Origin of the sequence: Nonomuraea sp. NPDC049714, from assembly GCF_044465295.1 — a bacterium.
Classification (GTDB): domain Bacteria; phylum Actinomycetota; class Actinomycetes; order Streptosporangiales; family Streptosporangiaceae; genus Nonomuraea.
Genome location: NZ_JBITLM010000009.1, coordinates 203,421 through 223,400 on the forward strand (window position 1 = coordinate 203,421; position 19,980 = coordinate 223,400).

Sequence of the window (19,980 nt, forward strand, 5' to 3'; positions counted from 1 at the left end):
TCAGCCCATGGACGTCAGATCAGACTTCTCATTGGAGCTGCAGCTTGAGTACGTTCACAGACAGGCGGCAAGCGACGAGGTGAAGCGAGCCGTCACCTCCGTGCTCCAGCACATGCGAACTGGACGCGGCGGCCACCGCAGGGGCGGGAAGGCGCTCGTGCAACTCTTGACAGAGGCGCGCGGACACGCAGCCTCGGCCGGCGAGTGGGAGGTTGTGCGACTGCTGCAGGACTCTCTGGATTACGCCGAGGAACGTATCCTGCAACCGGATTTCAACGAGAGATACCGACTTTTTCAAGACGGCATACGCAATCAAAGGTTGCGGAAGTTTGTGGCGAGCATGCTTGAGATCAAATTCAAGTACGTCGCCGAGGCGGGGCGCGAGTTCCTCGACCAACACCCCGGTGCAGATGCGGATGATCTGCTGGCCTATATCAACTCGCTCAGCCATGACGCTCGGCATCTCGGAGCACCAGAAGGTCGGCCCGGGCGATACTCGCTCTTCCGCGGCCGGAGGGAGACGATGGTGTGGCTGGAGCGTGTGCTCCAGGAGCGGGTTGATATCGAAGACCCGGAGGAGGCCGCTCAGCGGATTGCTGCGTCACCAGAGACATGGGCTCTGCTAGCCGCTGATTCAGATGGTCAGATGATCCTCCGGGCATCCCAGCTCCAGCAGCGCTCGGCCCGTCTGGCAAGCCTGCGCAAAATGGTGGAGGACAGGACCGCCACGGAGCTGGACCTACATCGGGCGCTGGAAGGGCAGCACTGGATCTTCGGTGGGCGTTTCGTCGGGGAAGCCGCTCAGCGCAGGTTGGTGTCGGGTGACGAGGTAGACATTCCTCTGATCCGCGGCGATGGAAGTCTTCACATCGTCGAGTTGAAGCGGGCCATGAGCATGAAGGGTTGTCTGGTGAAGCGACATCGCGGAGCCTGGGTACCTACTGCTGAGGTGCATGATGCCGTCGGCCAAGCCGTCAACTACCTTGTCGGGCTAGATGAGAACCGTCAGCAGATCTTCGAAGACTTCGGCATCGAGACACGCCGAGCAAGCGCTGTCGTTCTGATCGGCCATCCAGCCGTCCAGCCGAGCGTGCCGGAACGGGAGATCAATGAAGCCCTTCGGACGTTCAACACGCACGTGAACCGGGTTGAGGTCATCACGTACAAAGAGCTCATCGACAACGCCAGACGCTCCCTCGGGGACCTCTGAGAACACCGCGTTGTGGCTCAACGCCGGAGTCCCAGCGCCTCAGGTCGCTGAGTGGGCGGGGCACACGTGAACGTCCTACTGCGGGTCTATGCCAAGTGCATTCCCTGCCGGCAGAGCGAGGCGATGCGCCGGATCAGAGGTGCACCGTACCGCCCTTGTCGTGATCGCTCCCCTCTGTTTACATGTTCGAAGTGAGTCGTGATTCCGATATCGGCGGGCGTCCAGAAGCTATTCCGGCGAGGGTGAACCCGACGAACGGGAGGGGGAACCACACCACGCTGCTCCTTGCCCTGGGCTCAGTCCCCCTTCTGCTTGCCAACTGGTACATCGGTCTCATGATCCTTGAACCCACCTGCACCCTTTTATATGAGGGTGGCAACATAACGGAATGTGTCGGTGGGCTTTCAGAGGAAGAGATGGCCGCCGCATCGGGAGTCATCGCGTTGGTTTTACTCCTCATTCAGATGGGACTGATCGTCATAGTGCGTCGGCGCACCCGCGAAGCGTAGCGAGGCCCGCACGATCCGCGACGGCGTGCCTTGGAGCGCAAGTACGCGTCAGTGCGGCGGATGAGCCTCAAGACCAGCCACGTCGCTCGGTGGGCCAAGCTGAGGAACGAAGCCCTGAGCCTTCGATCGCCCCCGCCCACCAACGCCGACCGGCCGCGATGTGGCGATCGTCGTGGTCGGCGGCTCTGTTCATGAAGACCACTGCTGAGCGGTTCGACGCTCGCCGCGCGTGTACGGACGTTGCACTCGTACGAGGGGCCGCAGATCATCGCGCTTCCGCTGGTGGCCGGTACGGCGGACTACCTGGAGTGGATCAGACGGGAGACGACCCCATGGTCCGGCGCGTAGAGGCCAGGTCGCCGAGCAGTTCACGAGTGGCGGCAGGTGGCGAGTGTCTTCTCCACGGCGCCCAGGTGTCGCAGGCCCCACGTTGACTCGATGCGCTGGGCGGACTCCAGGGCTCGGCGGGCGTAGGTGATGCCGGTGTGGATGTCGCCGATCTGGAACTGAGCTTGGGCTATGTCGGCGTAGATGGCGGCGATGCGCTTGGGGTCGGCGTCTTCGCCCACAGAGCTGAGAGCTTGCTGCCCGGCTGCGATCACCTGGCGATTATGGCCGCCGCTCCAGCGGGTACGCCCGATAGGCGTGGGTGCATGCCTGAATGATCGGAGGCCCGCTCTCCTTGGCGGCCGACGCTGAGACGCGGTCGAACGATGCGGACTGTGCGGGCTGCTTGAGGTCCCAGGCCAGCTAGGAAGCCAGTGTCGCCGCCTCCCTGCCGTACCGGCCAGCCTGCGGCGGAAGCGCTCGGGTGCGCTCTGGAGGACGCTGCTCAGCTCGTTGAGGTGGCTGGTCAGGCCTTGATAGAGGGCGCTGGCGGGAAGGACGTACTCCAGCCAGTGGAATCCAAGACCTCATGGCGTCCCCGCCGGATGATCCTCAGGCTCAATGGCACGCTAATGGCACGCAGAGATCAACAGCCCTAGACAAGATCAAAGCCCAGGTCCCGAATCCATCGGTCCACCTGGGCTTTCGTTATGAGAGCGGGCGACGGGAATCGAACCCGCGCTATCAGCTTGGGAAGCTGAAGTTCTGCCATTGAACTACACCCGCATGCGACCCGAGCCGCGCCTCTACTGTAGCGGAAACCACCACCACTTCACCAAGCCAAAGCGCCCCCGACTTCCCCAACCACCCACACGGTAAGTTGCTCATCGTGCTGCTATCTGACCGCGACATCGTCGCCGAGATCGACTCCGGCCGGCTGGCGCTGGACCCCTTCGACAGGGAGATGATCCAACCGTCCAGCATCGATGTCCGCCTCGACAGGTTCTTCCGGGTGTTCGAGAACCACAGATACCCACACATCGACCCCGCCGTGGAGCAGCCCGATCTGACCCGTCTGGTCGAGCCGGACGGTGACGAGCCGTTCATTCTTCACCCGGGCGAGTTCGTGCTGGCTTCCACGTACGAGGTCATCACGTTGCCGGACGATCTGGCCTCCAGGCTGGAGGGCAAGAGCTCGCTGGGCCGTCTCGGTCTGCTGACGCATTCGACGGCCGGCTTCATTGATCCCGGGTTCAGCGGTCACGTCACGCTGGAGCTGTCCAACGTGGCCACGTTGCCGATCAAGCTCTGGCCGGGGATGAAGATCGGGCAGCTGTGCGTGTTCCGGCTCAGTTCGCCGTCGGAGTTCCCGTACGGGTCGGAGAAGTACGGGTCGCGCTACCAGGGACAGCGGGGGCCCACACCTTCGCGATCGTTTCGTAACTTTCATCGGACCAAAATCTGAACCGTAGGCGGCCGAAAGGGGTGGTGGTGGACGGGGGATGTCACCAAGATGGTGTAGGTAGCGGCCTGAAAGTCCCCCGCCTGCGTTGTGAGGTGCAGCCCCGAGTAACCTGACGACGGTGTCGTAAGGCATACGTGGGGTAGCGATCAGGAGATGAGGACATGAAGTTCGCATTTTGCCTGGTTACCCGTACTCTTTCCACGGACCATCCCCGCACATCTGGAGAACGACGTGCGCCTGCGTCTCACGCCACGTGAGGACAGCTACTATGACCTGTTCGCCGATTCGGCGAACAACCTGGTCACCGCATCACGATTGCTCGTGGAGATCATCAGCGACGGCTCGGACCGCGAGGCCCTGGCCGAGAAGATGCGCGCCTGCGAGCACGCCGGGGACGAACGCACTCACGCGATCATGAACCGGCTCAACGAGAGCTTCATCACCCCCTTCGACCGCGAGGACATCTATCGTCTCGCCTCGAACCTCGACGACGTGATGGACGCCATGGAAGCGGCGTCGGATCTCATCGTCCTCTACCAGATCGATCATCTCCCCAAAGATGTCGTCCGGCAGGTCGAGGTGCTGGAGCGGGCCGCCGAGCTGACCGCGGAGGCCATGCCCCGGCTGCGCTCGATGAAGAACCTCAACGAGTACTGGATCGAGGTCAACCGCCTGGAGAACCAGGGCGACCAGGTCTACCGGCGGCTGCTGGCGAAGCTGTTCAGCGGTGAGTACGACGCTCTCACGGTCATGAAGATGAAGGAAGTCATCGACGCCCTCGAAGAGGCCGCCGACGCCTTCGAGCATGTGGCGAACACCGTCGAGTCAATCGCGGTCAAGGAAAGCTAACTCAGTGGACCTCACGCTCGCCCTTGTCATCGGCGTGGTCGTCGTGGCACTGGTCTTCGACTACACCAATGGCTTTCACGACGCGGCGAACGCCATCGCGACCTCCGTATCCACTCGCGCTCTCACTCCCCGGGCCGCCCTGTTCATGGCCGCGGCGATGAACTTCATCGGCGCTCATCTCGGCACTCAGGTCGCCCAGACCGTGGGCAGCGGGATCATCGACGCACCCCAGGGCTCGCACGGCCTGGTGATCGTGGCGGCGTCGCTCATCGGCGCCATCGTCTGGAACCTCATCACCTGGTACTTCGGCCTGCCCTCATCCTCCAGCCACGCGCTCATCGGCGGTCTCATCGGCGCGGCGCTGGCCTCGGCCAGTCTCGTGCACTGGGACGGCGTGGTGGCGAAGGTGGTCATTCCCATGATCATCTCACCGCTGGTGGGCTTCACACTGGCGGCCTCGATCATGATCGCAATCTACTGGATCTTCCGCCATGCGCAACCCGGCAAGACCAATCGCGGCTTCCGCTACGCGCAGACCATCTCGGCCGCCGCGATGGCGCTCGGCCACGGCCTTCAGGACGCGCAGAAGACCATGGGCGTGATCTTCCTGGCGCTCCTGGTGGGTGGTTACGCCTCGCCGGGCGACCCGATCCCGCAGTGGGTGATCCTGGCCGCCGCGGGCGCGATCTCGCTCGGCACGTACGCCGGTGGCTGGCGCATCATGCGCACGCTGGGCCGCCGCATCATCGCGCTGGACCCGCCGCAGGGCTTCGCGGCGGAGTCCGCCGCGGCGGCAGTGTTGTACGGCGCGGCCATCGGATTCGGGGCGCCGATCTCCACCACGCACACGATCACCTCGGCGATCATGGGCGTGGGCTCCACCAAGCGGTTGTCGGCGGTGCGGTGGGGCGTGGCCGGCAACATCGTGACCGCCTGGATCCTTACGATTCCGGCTGCCGCGGCGGTGGCGGCGGTGTCCTACTACGTCCTGCACTGGATCGTGGAGTAGCGGCGTACATGACGTCGACGTCCCACCGGGTGAAGCCGAGGGACTCGTACAGTCTGATCGCCGCCGGATTGGCCTCGTCCACGTAGAGCATCACCTGGGCGAGGCCGCGCGAGCGCAGGTGCGCGAGGCCGGCGACGGTGAGCGCCCGGCCCAGGCCGGTGCCCTGCTCGGCGGGATCGACGCCGACGACGTACACCTCCCCCAGAGGTTCCTCGGCGTCGTGGATCTTCGTCCAGTGGAAGCCGGCGAGCCTGTCGTCGCGGACGGCCAGGAAGAATCCCTCCGGGTCGAACCACGGCTCCCGCTCGCGCACCATCAGGTCGTCCATCGTCCAGGCGCCCTGCTCGGGGTGATGGGCGAAGGCGGCGGCGTTGACCCTGAGCCACTCCTCCTCGTCCTGGCCGGGCACGAACGTGCGCAGCCGTACCCCTTCCGGCAGGTCGTAGGCGGGCAGGGGGACGGACAGGGCGCGGCGCATCCGCCAGAGGGAGCGCGCCCGCTCGAAGCCGGACGAGGCGGCCAGCGCGGCGGCGGCGGGGTGGTCGCCGTGCGCCCACAGGCGCAGGCGGCCGTCCGCCAGGTCGAGCGCCTCGCGCAGGAGCCGGGCGCCGTGGCCGCGGCGGCGGTGCGCCGGGTGAACGACGAGCTCGCCGCTGGGGCCCTCGGTGTCGTCGGGAGTGTCGTCGGCGGGGTCGAGGTGGGCGTAGCCGACCAGCGTGTCCTGCTCCAGGATCAGCAGGGAGCGGGCGCGCGGGTCGCCGCCATGACGCAGGTGGAGCATCGCGTGCTCACTGAGCGGCCGGACGCCGTCGGCCTCCGTCGCCGCTTCGACGACGGCCAGCACGCCGTCCGTCTCCTGGTCGTCCAGCTTCTCTTTGATCTTCACGTACGCACTCACAGATCGAACTCTAGGCGTACCACTGGCAAATAGCGCCATGCGGTGGGCCCCTGAATCGTTACCTTTGCGACATGGGATGCACGGGTTCCCGCCGTAACGTCTTGGGCCATGACGTCCCGTTCCCTCCTCCGGCTCACGCTGGCCGGAGCCGTCGCCACCGGCGCACTCCTGCTCGCCGGCCTTCCGGCGGACGCGACCAAGGCTCCCCGGACCGTTCCCGTCCGGCTCCTGGCCCTCAATGACTTCCACGGCCACCTCGAACCACCGTCCGGGTCCTCCGGCCGGGTGGTCGACGAGCACGGCCACACCGTCGACGCCGGCGGCGCGGCCTACGTCGCCACCCACATGAAGACGCTGGCCGACAGGAACACGATCGCGGTGGCCCAGGGAGACCTCATCGGCGCCACGCCGCTGATCTCCGCCGCCTACCACGACGAGCCGTCCGTCGAGTTCATGGGCAAGCTCGGGCTGGAGGTGGCCGCGGTCGGCAACCACGAGTTCGACGAGGGATACGCCGAGCTCCGGCGGATCATGTACGGCGGCTGCCACCCGGTGGACGGCTGCTCGCCCGCCGGCCGGTGGAAGGGCGCGGAGTTCGACTACGTGGGCGCCAACGTGCTGTTCAAGAACCGCCACGAGAAGACCGACGCCCTCGCCGGGCTCGGCCACACCGGCCAGGTCAAGAAGCTGCTGGCCGACTGGGGCGTGCCCGCGCTGCCACCGGTGAGCGTCAAGTGGATGAACGGCGTGCCGATCGGCTTCATCGGCATCGTCACCAAGACCACGCCGAACATCGTCACCGCCGAGGGCATCAAGGATCTCCAGTTCGTCGACGAGGTCAAGGCCACGAACGTGGCGTCCAAGCTGCTCAAGCTGCTGGGCGTGCGGGCCCAGGTCGTGCTGGTGCACGAGGGCGACCAGGTCACGCCGGGGCAGTCCCCCGACGCCTGCAGCGCCGTCCCGGGCGCCGGCAGCCGCATCGCCACGCAGGTCGACGCCGAGGTCGACATGGTGCTCAGCGGGCACTCGCACCAGGCGTACCTGTGCACGGTGAAGGACCCCGCCGACCGGGACCGCCTCTACTCGCAGGGCGGCTCGTTCGGCCGCGTCATCACCCAGGTGGACCTCAAGGTCGACCGGAGGACCCGGGACATCGACCGCGCCTCGGTCGTCGCGGACAACCACATCGTGACCAGGACAGTCACCCCGGATCCCGAAATTTCGTCTTTCGTGCAGACGTGGAAGGACCGCGTCGCCCCGGTCGCGAACCGGGCGGTCGGCACGATCACCGCCGACATCACCAACACCGCCGCCCCTTCCGGCGAGTCACCGCTCGGCAACCTCATCGCCGACGCCCAGCTCGCGGCCACCAAGACCGGCGGCAACGCCCAGATCGCGCTGATGAACCCCGGCGGCGTCCGCGCCTCCCTCACCCACGCAGGCTCCGCCGCCGGTGAGGGCGACGGAGTGGTCACCTATGGAGAGGCGTTCTCCGTTCAGCCGTTCAACAATCTCATGCAGGTCGTCACGCTGACCGGCGCCCAGCTGAAGACGGTGCTGGAGCAGCAGTTCACCGGCGGACCCAACAACCAGGCGTTCACCAAGATCCTGCAGCCCTCGGCGAACCTCACCTACACCTACAGCCAGAGCGCCGCCTGGGGCAGCAAGATCTCCGGCATCCAGATCGACGGCGCGCCCGTGACGGACACCCAGACGATCCGCGTCGCGGCGAACAACTTCCTGGTCGGCGGCGGCGACGCCTTCCAGGCGTTCACCGAGGGCACGGAGCTGTGGAGCGGCCCCCTCGACATCGACGCCTTCGTCGAGCACCTCGGCCAGGCCAACCCCATCGCCCCGCCCGCCACCGACCGCATCACGGTGACCGGCTGACCGCTCGCATGAAAGAGGCCCGCTTCTCACGCACCTGAGAAGCGGGCCTCTCTGTCCCCTACCAACGCTGCTGAGAACGCCCGCCTTGCGACCCGTCGCCGCCATGACGTCCGTCCCATCACCGCATCCGCTTCCGCCACTGCCCCCTAATCAGCCCCTCAGTCCCCTTTGCCGACAAAAAGGTGAAAGCACTGTCGTGTACGGCTAGCAGCGCGCCCGGGTGAGACCGTCCATCAACAGGTCGAGCAGCCGTTCGGCCTGCGGGCGCTGGTGGGCGGCTCCGGTCACGAGAGTGACGCCCGCCAGGGCCATGAGGATGTCGGGTGCGGGCACGTCCTCGCGGATCACTCCTTGGGCGATCCCGGCGAGGCGGAACTCCTCGACCGCGCCGGTCAGTAGCTCGCGCGTCTGCGAGCTCAGCCCTTCGTCACTCCGCAGGAGGGTCTGCAGCGTGTCGGCCATGCCGTGCTTGGCGGCGAGGTAGTCCAGCACCTCGGACATCCACGCCCGCAAGGCCCGGTCGGCGGGCAGCTCGCCGAGAAGGTCCGTGGTCCGGCCGGCGAGCCGGGCCGTCTCGTACCGGTAGGTGGCGTCAACGAGCTGCTCGCGGGTCGGGAAGCGTCGGTACAGGGTGGCGATCCCGACCCCCGCGTCCTTGGCGATCTGTTTCAGGGTCGCGGCGGCACCGTCCCGGGCGAAGGCCAGGGCGGCCGCGGCGAGCAGCTTGTCCTCGTTGGCCCGTGCGTCGGCCCGCATCGGCCTGTCAGACGGATCAGACATGCGTCTCTTTCCCCCCGGCTTGCTATGTGGAGTCGGCTCCGCTTAGCATGACGACGGGTAAACGGATCCGGCTCCGATTGTCCGGGACGGTAGCAGATGCCCGCCGGCCGTTCCATCACAACCGCCTCGATCCCGAAAGGCACCACCACGCCATGAGGTACCGCACGCTGGGTAGTACAGGAGTCCAGGTCAGCTCGTTGTGCCTCGGCGCGATGATGTTCGGCGAATGGGGCAACCCCGATCACGACGAGTCGATCGCCATCATCCGCACAGCGCTCGACGCGGGCGTCAACATCATCGACACCGCCGACGTGTATTCGGGCGGCGAATCCGAGGTCATCGTCGGCAAGGCGATCACCGGGCGGCGCGACGACGTCGTCCTGGCGACCAAGGTGTCGAGCCCCATGAGCCCCGGCCTCAACGAGCGCGGCGCCTCGCGGCGCTGGATCGTCCGGGCCTGCGAGGAGAGCCTGCGTCGCCTGGGCACCGATCACATCGACCTGTACCAGGTGCACCGGCCCGACCCGGCCACCGACCTCGACGAGACCTTGGGCGCGCTCTCCGACCTCATCCGCGCGGGCAAGATCCGCTACGCGGGATCTTCGACGTTCGCCCCCTCGATGATCGTGCGGGCGCAGTGGACCGCCGAGCGACGGCAGCGCGAGCGCTTCGTCTGCGAACAGCCGCCCTACTCCTTGCTGGCCCGGGGCGTCGAGGCCGACGTGCTGCCCACCTGCGAGACGTACCGGATGGGAGTACTCGCCTGGAGCCCGCTGGCCGGGGGCTGGCTGTCCGGCCGCTGGCGCCGCGACGCGGCCGACCTGAGCAGCCACCGCACACGGACGATGCCCTTCCGCACCACGCTCTCCCACTACGACCTGGACGTACCGGGCAACCAGGCCAAGCTCGACGCCGCCACCGAGCTCGCCGGTATCGCCGACGAGGCGGGCCTCACGCTGATTCAGCTGGCGCTGGCCTTCGTCACCACCCACCCCGCAGTGACCGCCGCGATCATCGGTCCGCGCACCGCCGAACACCTGCACGACCAGCTCAGCGCTGCGGACATCGTCCTGGAGCCCGCCGTACTGGACCGCATCGACAGCATCGTGGCGCCCGGAACCGACCTCAACCCCGACGACACGGGCTACAGCGCCGCGATCCTGGCCGACCCGAAGCACCGTCGCCGCACCGCTGTCCACTGAACCGGACGAGCCGCGACCGCACGGCCTGGTCCCTCGGTCAGCGATCCTTGCTCCCGGCTGATCGCGTACTCGGCCTCACCACGCAGGGAGACCGTCACCGGGCCGGGCGTCGGCACCACGCACGATCACCGTTCGGGGGTTTCGCTTTGGGCGATTCCGCTGTCGGCTTGGACGGGTTCCGGGGCTTGGGGCCGCCAGGCACAGTGGTGGGATGAAGGTATTGGTGCTGGGTGGGACCGAGTTCGTGGGGCGGGCCTTCGTCGAGGAGGCGCTGGCCGCCGGGCATGACGTCACGGTGTTCAACCGGGGCACGCACCAGCCCCCCGCCGGGGTGACCGGGCTGCGGGGAGACCGGTCGGCGGCCGGCGGGCTCGCGGCGCTGGATCGGGGCGAGTGGGACGTCGTGGTCGACACCTGGTCATGGGCGCCGGCCGCGGTCCGGGACGCCGCCGCGCTGCTCGCCGGGCGGGCGAACCACTACGTGTACGTGTCCAGCCGCTCGGTCTACGCCCCACCGGTCCCGCAGGGGGCGGACGAGAGCGCCCCCGTCGTGGCGGCGTCGGCCGATGACGGCGACGGCGGCTACGCCGAGATGAAGGCCGGCGCGGAGCTGGCCGCCACGGCGGCGTTCGGGGACCGGGCGCTGCTGGCGCGGGCCGGGCTGATCCTCGGGCCTTACGAGAACATCGGGCGGCTGCCGTGGTGGCTGTCCAGGATCGCGCGTGGCGGGCCGGTGCTCGCGCCGGGCCCCGAAGATCTCGGGCTGCAGTACGTCGACGCGCGGGACCTGGCTCTGTGGTGCCTGGACGCCGCTGCTCGCGGGCTGGGCGGGGCCTACGACGTGGTGAGCCCGCCGGGGTTCACCACGATGCGGGAGCTGCTGGAGACCTGCGTCAGGGTGACCGGCTCCGACGCCGAGCTGCGGTGGACGGACTCGGAGGCGGTCCTGGCGGCAGGGGTGCAGCCGTGGACCGACCTGCCGATCTGGCTGGTGGGCGAGGACCACGGCTTCATGCACGGTGGCGACACGTCCAAGGTCGGCGCGGCCGGGCTGCGGTGCCGTCCGGTCGCGGAGACGGTGGCGGACACCTGGGAGTGGCTGCGCGGCATCGGCGGCCAGGCCCCCATGCGTACCGACCGTCCTGCTGTCGGCCTCTCCCCCGCAGTGGAGGCCAAGCTGCTCGCCCAGGCCTGACACCACCGTCGGCGATGGTCGGGGCGGGCTGGTTCAGGGATGGTCGGGGCGGGCTGGTTCAGGGATGGTCGGGGCGGGCTGGTTCAGGGATGGTCGGGGCGGGCTGGTTCAGGGATGGTCGGGGGTGGTGGCGGTGCGGATCAGGTCGTACAGGGCGGCGGTGAGGGCGATGGTGACGCACAGAAGCACCACCAGGAGTCCGTGTCTGAAGGCGGTGGGCCAGCCCTCGGGCAGGGCGCCGAAGAAGACCGAGCCCGCGGCGGCGATGCCGATGGCGGAGCCGAGGCGCTGGCCGGTCTGCAGCACCCCTGCCGCGCTGCCACCGCCCGCGGGTGGGACCTCCGAGAGGGTGATCGCCTGGTTGGGGGAGATCACCAGGCCGCTGCCGATGCCCGCCACCAGGAGCGGCAGCGCGGTCGCCAGGGCCACGTCCGGGCCGGGCACCAGGAGGGTGGCGGCCATGGTCGCGCCCAGGCCGACGATCACCGTGGTCAGGCCGGTGGCCACGACCCGCCGACCTGCCCGGGTCACCAGCCGGCCGCCGACCACGGAGGCCGACGCCGAGCCGAGCGCGAACGGGGTGATCGCCAGCCCGGCCATGAGAGGGGTGTAGCTCAGGCCGCTCTGCAGGTACAGGGTGAAGATGAAGAAGATGCCGGTGAAACCGGCGAAGTAGAACAGCGCGATGGTCAGGCCGATGCTGTAGGAGCGCTTGGCGAACAGAGCCAGGTTGATCAGCGGCTCCCGGCGTTGACGCCGCTCCCAGACGACGAAGCCGGCCAGCACGAGCAGGGACGCCGGGATGAGCAGCCACTTGGCCTCGCCCTTCCACTGGTGTTGCTGGATGACGGGCACGAGCAGCATGGCGACCCCCACACCGAGCAGCAGCACGCCGACGGGGTCCATGCTCTCCCTCCGCCCTGACAGAGCCCGCCCTGACAGAGCCCGCCCTGACGGGCCCCGCCCGGACAGAGCCCGCCCGGGCAGGCCCCGCCCGGACGAGCGGCCTGGCCGGCGCCGCTCGGAGGAGCGATCGGGCGGGCGTTGGGGTGGGTGGTCGGGGATCGGGCGGGCGGGTGGTGGGAGGAGTCTGTGGGCCAGGGGCAGCAGGATGAGGCCGATCGGGACGTTCACCAGGAACACCCACCGCCATCCGTGCTCGCCACCGAACGCGGTGACCAGGGCGCCGCCGATCAGGGGGCCCGCCGCGGTGGAGACCCCGATGGTCGCGCCCAGCGCGCCGAAGGCCCGGCCCCGCTCGGAGCCGCTGAACATCTGCTGGATCAGCCCGGACACCTGCGGGTTGAGCACCCCCGCCCCCAGCCCCTGCACCAGCCGGGAGGCGATCAGCATGGGCATGCTCTGGGCCAGGCCGCACGCCGCGCTGGCCAGGGTGAAGAGCACGGCTCCCCAGATGAAGACCGTCCGGCGGCTGCGCGCGTCGCCCAGCCTCCCGGCGGGCACCAGCAGCAGGCCGAACGTCAGCGCGTACCCGGAGACGGTCCACTGCAGGCCGTCCTCGGAGGCGCTCAGCCCTTCGCGGATCGACGGCAGGGCCACGTTCACGATGCTCACGTCCAGGCCCGACATGAACGCCGCCACCAGGCAGATGGCCAGCGCCTGCCTGCGGGGGTCACGTACCACGAGCGATCACATCCGCCTTCCCGACACCCACCCCAGAAAAGCATGGGGGTGCACAAACCCCTACAAGAAGCAGGGGGTGCACAAACCCCCACCAGAAATAGGGCCGTGCAGGCGACCACGGCCCGAGCATGATTCCCCAGGCATCACGAATTATCGCCGTTCGCTGACAATGATGTCTTTGCTGTGGACGGAGGGGCGTTACCAGGCGCGCACCCGCGGTGTACGGTCCGATCATGGGCACGATGACGGTCGAGCAGAACGGCATCAACAAGGTCCCCGAGGCGGAGCGGCGTGGCAGGCCGTCCGGCCTGTTCTGGCCCTGGGCCGGGTCCAATCTGTCGCTGTTCGGGGTGGCGTTCGGCGTCTACATCGTGGGCCTGGGCCTGGGCGTCTTCCCGGCGATCATCACCGGTGCGATCGGCTACGTGCTCTCGTTCGGGCTGGTGGGGCTGGTCGCGATCGCGGGCGCGCGGTCCGGGGTGCCGACGATGACGCTGGGCCGGGCCCCGTTCGGCTATCAGGGCAACAAGCTGCCGGCCGCGCTGTCGTACATCTCCAACGTGGGCTGGGAGACCGTGCTGGTCACGCTGTCGGCGCAGGGCGGGGCGGCCATTCTGGGGCGGGTCGCGCCGGGCATCCCGGCCTCGACCGCCACGGCCGTCTGTTTCGTGGTCGCCGCGCTGGTCACGATCGCGGTCGGGGTGTACGGCCACGCGATGATCATGGTGGTGCAGCGGTATCTGACGTACGCCTTCATCGTGCTGACCGTCGTCTACATGGTGTTGATGGCGCCCAGGCTCGGCACGTCGCTGGAGACGACCGCGGGCTTCGGCGGCTGGGTGGGCGGGGTGATCTTCGCGATGACGCTGCTCGGTCTCGGCTGGGTCAACTGCGGCGCCGACTACTCCCGCTATCTGCCCACGAGCTCGCGGCCCTCCAGGGTGGCGACGTGGACCATGCTCGGCGGAGCGGTGCCGCCCATGCTGCTGCTGGTGTTCGGCGTGCTGCTCGCGGGCGGCGACCCCCGGCTGGCCGACGCCGCGGCGGCCGACCCGGTGGGGGCGCTGGCGGGGGCGTTGCCGACCTGGTTCCTGCTGCCCTACCTGCTGACCGCCATCGGCGGCTTCCTGGCCGGGGCGATCATGGACATCTACTCCTCCGGGCTGTCCATGCTGGCGCTGGGCGTGCCGGTCCGGCGGCACTACGCGGTGCTGATCGACGGCGCGCTCATGGTGCTCGCGGGCTACTACGTGCTGTTCGTCTCGACCAGCTTCCTGGCGACCTTCCAGGCGTTCCTGGCGATCATCGGCGTGGTCATGGCCGCGTGGGTCGCCATCTTCCTCGTGGACATGTGGCGCTGGCGTGCCGGCGGACGCGCCTACGACGAGCGCCTGCTGCGGCCCGGCGCCCCCGCCGTGAACGTGCCGGGGCTGATCTCGCTGGTCACCGCGTCGGTCGTGGGCGTCGGCCTGATCGCCTCCGCCGACCCGAACATCGCCCGCGTCGTCGGGTTTCTGATGAGCGAGGACCTGAAGGCCGGCACGTTCGCCTCGGCCAACATCGGCGTGGTCGTGGCCCTGGTGCTGGCCGGGCTGCTCTACTTCGCGATCTCCAGCTTGGCGCCGCGCCGTTCCGGTGCCTGACGGTCATCAGAGGTTACTCTCCGTAGGAGATGCCTCGTTCTCCGGATGTGCTCCGGCTGCTGTGGTGGGCTGTCCACGGCGGGTCCGGAGTGCTGTTGCTGGTGGCCGTGCTCGGCGCGGCCCGTGACGGCCACATCGCCGTGGCCGTCGCGGGCCTGCTGCTGGGCGTGCTCTACGCCGCCGGTCCCGCCTTCACGGGCTGGGTGAACGGGCGGAGGCGGGAGCGGGCCTGGCTGGTGGTGGTCACGCTGGGCTGGGCGGTCCTCAGCGCGCTCGCGCCGGTGTTCGCCTGGCTCGCGTTCCCGCTGTCGCTGGCCGTCCTGTACGTGCTTCCGCTGTGGGCGGCGATGTTCGGCGTGGCCGTACTGACCTGTGTGAGCGTCGCGGCGGCGAGCCTGCACGCGGGCGGGGTGTCGGCGGTGCTGGTGGCCGGGCCGGCGGCGCAGGCGGTGGTGGCCACGGTGATGTGGGCGGGACCGATCACGGGGTCACGATCGCGAAGTCGCGCACGGGCGCGTCCAGCACGGCGACCAGGCGTTTGAGCACCCGCGTGTCCCCCTCCCGATCCACTCCCTCCACGTCCCTGCCCATGAGCATGGCCAGGAGCTGGGCCTTGGTCAGCCTGAGCGTCAGGTCGGCGGGCTGCGGCGGCGGGTCCATCTGCTGGATGAGCGCGCCGTTGGACAGCGTCGTGCGGAAGCACTGCCCCAGGTCGGTGAGGTGCCAGTCGATCGACAGGCTCTCGTTCCAGGCTCGGGGCCCGTCGACGCGGACGGCGATCGCGTCGAAGATCTGGCTCACGCTCAGCGCGGCGGCCAGGTCCGGTGACACGGCCGTGCCGGGCGCGCCGGTGGCGGGCACGATGCCGTCGTCCAGTTCCAGCGCGCCCATCAGGTACGCGTTGCGCCAGGCGGCGTTCTCCGCGCCGTGGCCCAGCCGGGTGTAGACCTCGGCGAGCAGGTCGCGGGCCTCCTTGTTGCCCTCGTCCGCGAAGACCGCGTGGTTGAGCAGCTGAGCGGCGAAGCGCAGGTCGTTCTCCGCGAGGTAGCCCTTGGCCAGGGCGACCACGGCCGCGCCGCCGCCGAGGCACTCGACGTAGCGGATGGCGCTCTGCCTCGGCGGATGCTCCCACAGGTGGGCCGGGTTGCCGTCGAACCAGCCCATGTAGTGCTGGTAGATGGCCTTGACGTTGTGGCCGGTCGAGCCGTGGTAGCCGTGGGTGTGCCAGACCTGCTCCAGGGCCGGCGGCAGTTGCATGTGCTCGGCGATCTCCGCTCCGGTCAGGCCCTTGCTCATCAGGCGCAGGGTCTGGTCGTGCAGGTAGGCGTGCAGGTCACGGTGCTGCGACAGCAGGCGGACGATGTTCTCGCCGCCCCAGGTGGGCCAGTGGTAGGAGGCGAAGGCCACGTCCGCCTGGCCGCCGAAGAGCGTGAGGGTCTCGGTCAGGCAGCGCGTCCACAGGCGGGGGTCGCGGACGTGCGCGCCGCGCAGGTCCAGGAGGTCGTGCTGGCTGTGGGTGGCGTTCGCGGCCAGGCAGAGGGCGCGCCGGTCGGGGAGCAGGAAGACCATCCCCGGCGGGGAGCCGGGGCCGAGCTGGAAGGTGAAGCGGACCCCGTCGACCGTCTCCTCCTGGCCGGTGCGCCGGATGTGCACGGTGGGCGGGATGAGGGAGATCCTCCCGGTCGAGGCGGCCAGGCCGAGCCCGGCGCCGAGCTGACCGGCCGGTGACCTGTCCAGCGCGGGACCGTACAGATAGAGCGAGCGGCGGGTCCTGGCCGGGCCGGCGTAGACGCTCTCGGCGGCGGCGTGCTCCAGGAAGCCGAAGGGGGCCAGGATGGGGATGCCGCCGCCGGTGACGCCGCGTACGCCGCCGAAGTGGCCGACGTGGGAGTGGGTGTAGACGACGCCGGTGACCGGGCGGTCGCCGCGGTGACGGCGGTAGAGCTTGAGCGCCGCGGCGGCGCACTCGGTGGAGATGAGCGGGTCGATGACGACGACGCCGGTGTCGCCCTCGACCAGGGTCATGTTCGACAGGTCGAGGCCGCGGACCTGATAGATGCCGTCGGCGACCTCGTACAGGCCCTGTTTGGCGCAGAGCCGGCCGTGCCTCCAGAGGCTGGGGTGGGCGCTGTCCGGGCATTCCTGATCCAGGAACGCGTAGGCGTCGCCGTCCCAGACGACCCTGCCGTCGGCGTTTTTGATCACCGCGGGGGTAAGGTGCGCGATGAAGCCGCGGTCCGCGTCGTCGAAGTCGGCACGGTCATGGAAGGGAAGGTCGGCCATGCCAGGGGGATGCCCGGAAACCGGCACAGGCACGGTCAATGAACGTACGAAATACCATGAACCTCCGTTACATATCCGGAAATATCGAGACATGGCGGCGTCGTGAGTGATCTGGGGGGATCCGGGGTGGAAGCGTGGGTGTTCGATCTTGATGGGGTGCTCGTCGACTCCGAGCCGGTGTGGGAGGAGGTACGGCGTGCCTTCGTCGCCGACCACGGCGGCACCTGGCAGCACGACACCCAGTCGCGGCTCATGGGCATGAGCACCGGCGAATGGGCGGCGTACCTGCACGAACTCGGCGTCGAGCTGCCTCCCGACGAGATCGCCCGCGGCGTGATCGACCAGATGGCGGCGCACTACCGCGAGGGCGTGCCGCTCATGAAGGGCGCCACCGAGGCCGTGCGGCGGCTCGCCGACCGGTTCACGCTGGGCCTGGCCAGCTCGTCGCCCCGGGCGCTGATAGACGTGGCGCTCGACGCCAGCGCGCTGCGCGAGTGCTTCACCGCCACGGTCTCCACCGAGGAGGTCGCGCGCGGCAAGCCCGCACCCGACGGCTACCTGGAGGCGGCCCGGCGGCTCGGCGTCGACCCCAGGAGCTGCGTCGCCGTGGAGGACTCCAGCAACGGCCTGCGCTCGGCCGACGCGGCCGGCATGCGCGTCATCGCCGTCCCCCACCCCCGCTACCCGCCCGCCTCCGACGCCCTCGCTCTGGCCTGGCAGGTGGTGGACGACCTCGGCTCGCTCACCCCCGAGCTCCTCGGGCGATGATCCGCCTCAGGACCGACGCGGACCTGAACGCCTGCGTCCAGGCCCTCGCCGACGTGCAGGCCGCCGACCGCTACCCGGTGCACTGGCCGGACGACCCCCGGGCCTGGCTCACCCCCGACGACCTCACCGCCGCCTGGGTGGCCGTGGCGGACGGCGCCGTGCTCGGGCACGTGGGGCTGACCAGGACCGGGCCGGAGCCGGCGGAGTCGCTCGGCGTCGCTCTGGGCGGGGCCGTGACCCGCCTGTTCGTCACCCCGCCGGCCCGCCGTGGCGGGCTCGCCGCTCGCCTGCTCGACGAGGTACGGGTCGCCGCCGGCGGCCCATTGGCCCTGGAGGTGTCGGACGAGGGCGGGGCCGCCATCGCCTTCTACGAGCGGCACGGCTGGCGCAGGTTCGCCAGCACCCGGGCCCGATGGCTGAACTCCGCCGGTGAGCCCGCCCTGCTCCACCATTACCTCAGCCCGTGACGCTATCCTTTGTGAATCGTGCGAGACATCACGGTTTTCAGTGGCAGCGCCCATCCCGCTCTGGCCGAGGAGATCTGCGCCCACCTGGGCACTCCCCTCCATCCCGTCAAGGTCGACCGCTTCGCCAACGACGTCATCGAGGTCCAGCTCCAGGCCAACTGTCGCGAGCGTGACGTCTTCCTCATCCAGCCTCTCGTGCCGCCCACCCAGGAGAACCTCGTCGAGCTGCTGCTGATGCTCGACGCCGCCCGGGGCGCGTCGGCGGCCAGGACCACCGTGGTGCTGCCGCACTACGCCTACGCGCGTTCGGACAAGAAGGACGCGCCGCGCATCTCGATCGGCGGGCGGCTGGTGGCCGACCTGATGGTGGCGGCGGGCGCCAGCAGGGTGCTGGCGATGACGCTGCACTCGCCGCAGGTGCACGGCTTCTTCAGCGTCCCCGTGGACCACCTGCACGCGCTGCGCGAGCTGGCCGCGCACTTCAACCGCTACGACCTGTCCAACACGGTCGTGGTCTCCCCCGACCTCGGCAACGCCAAGGAGGCGGCGCACTTCGCCCGGCTGCTCGGCACCGGGGTCGCGATGGGGGCCAAGCAGCGCTTCCCCGACGACCGGGTGGTGATCAGCTCGGTGATCGGCGACGTCGCGGGCAAGGACGTGATCATCCTGGACGACGAGATCGCCAAGGGCAGCACGGTCATCGAGCTGCTGGACCGGCTGCGCGAGCTGGGGGTGCGGTCGGTGCGCGTCGCCTGCACGCACGGCCTGTTCGCCGACGGCTCGGTGGAGCGGCTCGGCGCGCTGCCTGAGGTCGAGGAGATCGTCTGCACCAACACGGTGCCGCCGCCCAAGCCGAGCGACAAGCTCACGGTCCTGTCGATCGCCCCCGCGCTGGCGGAGGCCATGCGGCGGATCCACTACGGCGAGTCGGTGAGCGCGCTGTTCGGCACTCCCTAGCCGAGCTGTTCGGCACTCCCTAGCCGAGCTGTTCGGCACTCCTCAGCCGAAGCCGCCGTTGCTCATGAGCAGCTGACCGTTGATCCACTGGCCCTGCGGCGAGCAGAGGAAGTCGACGAGGTGCGCGGTGTCCTGCGGCGTGCCGAGGCGGTTGAGCGGTGTCTGGCGCAGGCAGGTCTCCCGCACCTCGTCCGACATCCAGCCGGTGTCCACCGGCCCCGGGTTGATGACGTTGGCGGTGACCCCGAGGTGAGCGAGTTCGTGCGCGGCGGCCAGGGTGATGCGGTCCAGCGCGCCCTTGCTGGCGCCGTAGGGCAGGTTGCCGACGGTGTGATCGCTGGTGAGGCTGATGATCCGGCCAGTGCCCGGCGTGCCCCGGAAGCGCAGCCCGTACTCACGGATCAGCAGCCAGGTGGCCCGGGCGTTCACGGCGAAGTGCCGGTCGAAGCTCGCCACGGTGGTGTCGAGCAGCCCGGAGTCCACGGACTCGCAGTGGCACAGCACCAGGGCGGTGACCTGGCCCAGCGCGTGCTCCGCCCGGTCGAAGACCATGGCGGGGATGGACACGTCGGCGAGGTCCGCCTCGATCGCCACGGTGGCCGCGCCGCTGTCTCTCAGCGCCGCGTCGATCGCCTCGGTCGCGCCGGCCTCGACGCCCCAGTCCATGCGCTCGTCGTACGGGCTCCAATGGGTGAAGGCGATGTCCCAGCCCGACGCCGCGAGCCGCCTGGCGATCCCGGCGCCGATGCCGACCGTGCGTCCCACGCCGGTGATCAGCGCGACTGGGCGAGATGCGGTGTATGTCACCCCTGAGATCGTCGAGGATCGGTGGCGATCCGGCAACCGGCTTTTCCCGCGATCTTTTTTCGGAGCCGGGGCTGGAT

At 69.2% G+C, this 19,980-nt stretch carries 20 protein-coding genes and 1 tRNA gene; 14 read left to right on the forward strand and 7 right to left on the reverse strand.

Annotation, left to right across the window (positions count from 1 at the left end; all coding sequences use genetic code 11):
* Positions 1–7: 7 nt before the first annotated feature.
* From ACIBQX_RS32265 to cutA, 3 genes are all read left to right on the forward strand, one after another.
* Positions 8–1,210 (forward strand): Shedu anti-phage system protein SduA domain-containing protein, encoded by a 1,203-nt coding sequence (locus ACIBQX_RS32265; protein ID WP_397011172.1) that lies wholly within the window; start codon positions 8–10, stop codon positions 1,208–1,210.
* Between the two features lie 182 nt (positions 1,211–1,392).
* A complete protein-coding gene (locus ACIBQX_RS32270; RefSeq protein ID WP_397011174.1) occupies positions 1,393–1,719 on the forward strand; it encodes a hypothetical protein in 327 nt (108 codons plus the stop codon).
* 240 nt (positions 1,720–1,959) lie between these two features.
* Positions 1,960–2,067: a divalent cation tolerance protein CutA gene (cutA, locus tag ACIBQX_RS32275; protein ID WP_397011176.1), complete on the forward strand. Its 108-nt coding sequence runs from the start codon at positions 1,960–1,962 to the stop codon at positions 2,065–2,067.
* A gap of 20 nt (positions 2,068–2,087) precedes the next feature.
* On the opposite strand, the gene ACIBQX_RS32280 is transcribed toward cutA, so the two are convergent.
* Both ACIBQX_RS32280 and ACIBQX_RS32285 read right to left on the reverse strand, forming a co-directional pair.
* Complete coding sequence (locus tag ACIBQX_RS32280) at positions 2,088–2,321, reverse strand: hypothetical protein (RefSeq protein ID WP_397011178.1); 234 nt, start codon at positions 2,319–2,321, stop codon at positions 2,088–2,090.
* 440 nt (positions 2,322–2,761) lie between these two features.
* Positions 2,762–2,832, reverse strand: a tRNA-Gly gene (locus ACIBQX_RS32285).
* A 103-nt stretch (positions 2,833–2,935) separates the two neighbouring features.
* Here ACIBQX_RS32285 and dcd point away from each other — a divergent pair.
* The 3 genes from dcd to ACIBQX_RS32300 all read left to right on the forward strand — a co-directional run bounded on the left by dcd (position 2,936) and on the right by ACIBQX_RS32300 (position 5,369).
* A complete protein-coding gene (gene dcd, locus ACIBQX_RS32290) occupies positions 2,936–3,511 on the forward strand; it encodes a dCTP deaminase (RefSeq protein ID WP_397011180.1) in 576 nt (191 codons plus the stop codon).
* Positions 3,512–3,742: 231 nt separating this feature from the next.
* Entirely contained in the window at positions 3,743–4,360 is a 618-nt protein-coding gene (locus ACIBQX_RS32295; RefSeq protein WP_049567507.1) for a DUF47 domain-containing protein, read from the forward strand.
* Between the two features lie 4 nt (positions 4,361–4,364).
* A complete protein-coding gene (locus tag ACIBQX_RS32300) occupies positions 4,365–5,369 on the forward strand; it encodes an anion permease (protein WP_397011182.1) in 1,005 nt (334 codons plus the stop codon).
* Here ACIBQX_RS32300 and mshD read toward each other — a convergent pair.
* Positions 5,302–6,267 carry a mycothiol synthase gene (gene mshD / locus ACIBQX_RS32305; RefSeq protein WP_397011184.1) on the reverse strand — a complete coding sequence of 322 codons (966 nt, stop codon included), beginning with the start codon at positions 6,265–6,267 and terminating at the stop codon, positions 5,302–5,304. The two genes, ACIBQX_RS32300 and mshD, sit on opposite strands and share 68 nt — an antisense overlap.
* Positions 6,268–6,375: 108 nt before the next feature.
* Between mshD and ACIBQX_RS32310 the strand changes: the two genes are divergently transcribed.
* Positions 6,376–8,157, forward strand: a complete 1,782-nt coding sequence (locus tag ACIBQX_RS32310) for a bifunctional metallophosphatase/5'-nucleotidase (protein ID WP_397011186.1) — start codon at positions 6,376–6,378, stop codon at positions 8,155–8,157.
* Positions 8,158–8,361: 204 nt separating this feature from the next.
* Here the strand turns inward: ACIBQX_RS32310 and ACIBQX_RS32315 are convergent, their stop codons facing one another.
* Entirely contained in the window at positions 8,362–8,937 is a 576-nt protein-coding gene (locus tag ACIBQX_RS32315; RefSeq protein WP_397011188.1) for a TetR/AcrR family transcriptional regulator, read from the reverse strand.
* 152 nt (positions 8,938–9,089) lie between these two features.
* On the opposite strand from ACIBQX_RS32315, the gene ACIBQX_RS32320 reads away from it, so the two are divergent.
* Both ACIBQX_RS32320 and ACIBQX_RS32325 read left to right on the forward strand, forming a co-directional pair.
* Positions 9,090–10,139, forward strand: coding sequence for an aldo/keto reductase (locus tag ACIBQX_RS32320; protein WP_397011190.1), 1,050 nt, complete (start codon positions 9,090–9,092; stop codon positions 10,137–10,139).
* Between the two features lie 211 nt (positions 10,140–10,350).
* Entirely contained in the window at positions 10,351–11,334 is a 984-nt protein-coding gene (locus ACIBQX_RS32325) for an NAD-dependent epimerase/dehydratase family protein (protein WP_397011192.1), read from the forward strand.
* Positions 11,335–11,442: 108 nt separating this feature from the next.
* On the opposite strand, the gene ACIBQX_RS32330 is transcribed toward ACIBQX_RS32325, so the two are convergent.
* Complete coding sequence (locus ACIBQX_RS32330; RefSeq protein ID WP_397011194.1) at positions 11,443–12,978, reverse strand: MFS transporter; 1,536 nt, start codon at positions 12,976–12,978, stop codon at positions 11,443–11,445.
* Positions 12,979–13,211: 233 nt separating this feature from the next.
* Between ACIBQX_RS32330 and ACIBQX_RS32335 the strand changes: the two genes are divergently transcribed.
* A complete protein-coding gene (locus tag ACIBQX_RS32335; protein ID WP_397011196.1) occupies positions 13,212–14,621 on the forward strand; it encodes a purine-cytosine permease family protein in 1,410 nt (469 codons plus the stop codon).
* A 29-nt stretch (positions 14,622–14,650) separates the two neighbouring features.
* Entirely contained in the window at positions 14,651–15,163 is a 513-nt protein-coding gene (locus ACIBQX_RS32340) for a hypothetical protein (protein WP_397011198.1), read from the forward strand.
* On the opposite strand, the gene ACIBQX_RS32345 is transcribed toward ACIBQX_RS32340, so the two are convergent.
* A complete protein-coding gene (locus tag ACIBQX_RS32345) occupies positions 15,102–16,904 on the reverse strand; it encodes an alkyl/aryl-sulfatase (RefSeq protein ID WP_397011200.1) in 1,803 nt (600 codons plus the stop codon). The two genes, ACIBQX_RS32340 and ACIBQX_RS32345, sit on opposite strands and share 62 nt — an antisense overlap.
* Positions 16,905–17,042: 138 nt before the next feature.
* Here ACIBQX_RS32345 and ACIBQX_RS32350 point away from each other — a divergent pair, with 138 nt between their 5' ends.
* From ACIBQX_RS32350 to ACIBQX_RS32360, 3 genes are read left to right on the forward strand one after another with little or no spacing between them, the layout of a single operon-like run.
* Positions 17,043–17,672: an HAD family hydrolase gene (locus tag ACIBQX_RS32350; protein WP_397011202.1), complete on the forward strand. Its 630-nt coding sequence runs from the start codon at positions 17,043–17,045 to the stop codon at positions 17,670–17,672.
* On the forward strand, positions 17,669–18,139 hold the full coding sequence (locus tag ACIBQX_RS32355; RefSeq protein WP_397011204.1) for a GNAT family N-acetyltransferase: 471 nt from the start codon (positions 17,669–17,671) through the stop codon (positions 18,137–18,139). Before ACIBQX_RS32350 ends, ACIBQX_RS32355 begins: the two co-directional genes overlap by 4 nt.
* A gap of 18 nt (positions 18,140–18,157) precedes the next feature.
* Entirely contained in the window at positions 18,158–19,096 is a 939-nt protein-coding gene (locus ACIBQX_RS32360; RefSeq protein ID WP_397011206.1) for a ribose-phosphate diphosphokinase, read from the forward strand.
* A 42-nt stretch (positions 19,097–19,138) separates the two neighbouring features.
* On the opposite strand, the gene ACIBQX_RS32365 is transcribed toward ACIBQX_RS32360, so the two are convergent.
* Positions 19,139–19,903: an SDR family oxidoreductase gene (locus tag ACIBQX_RS32365; protein WP_397011208.1), complete on the reverse strand. Its 765-nt coding sequence runs from the start codon at positions 19,901–19,903 to the stop codon at positions 19,139–19,141.
* Between the last annotated feature and the right edge of the window lie 77 nt (positions 19,904–19,980).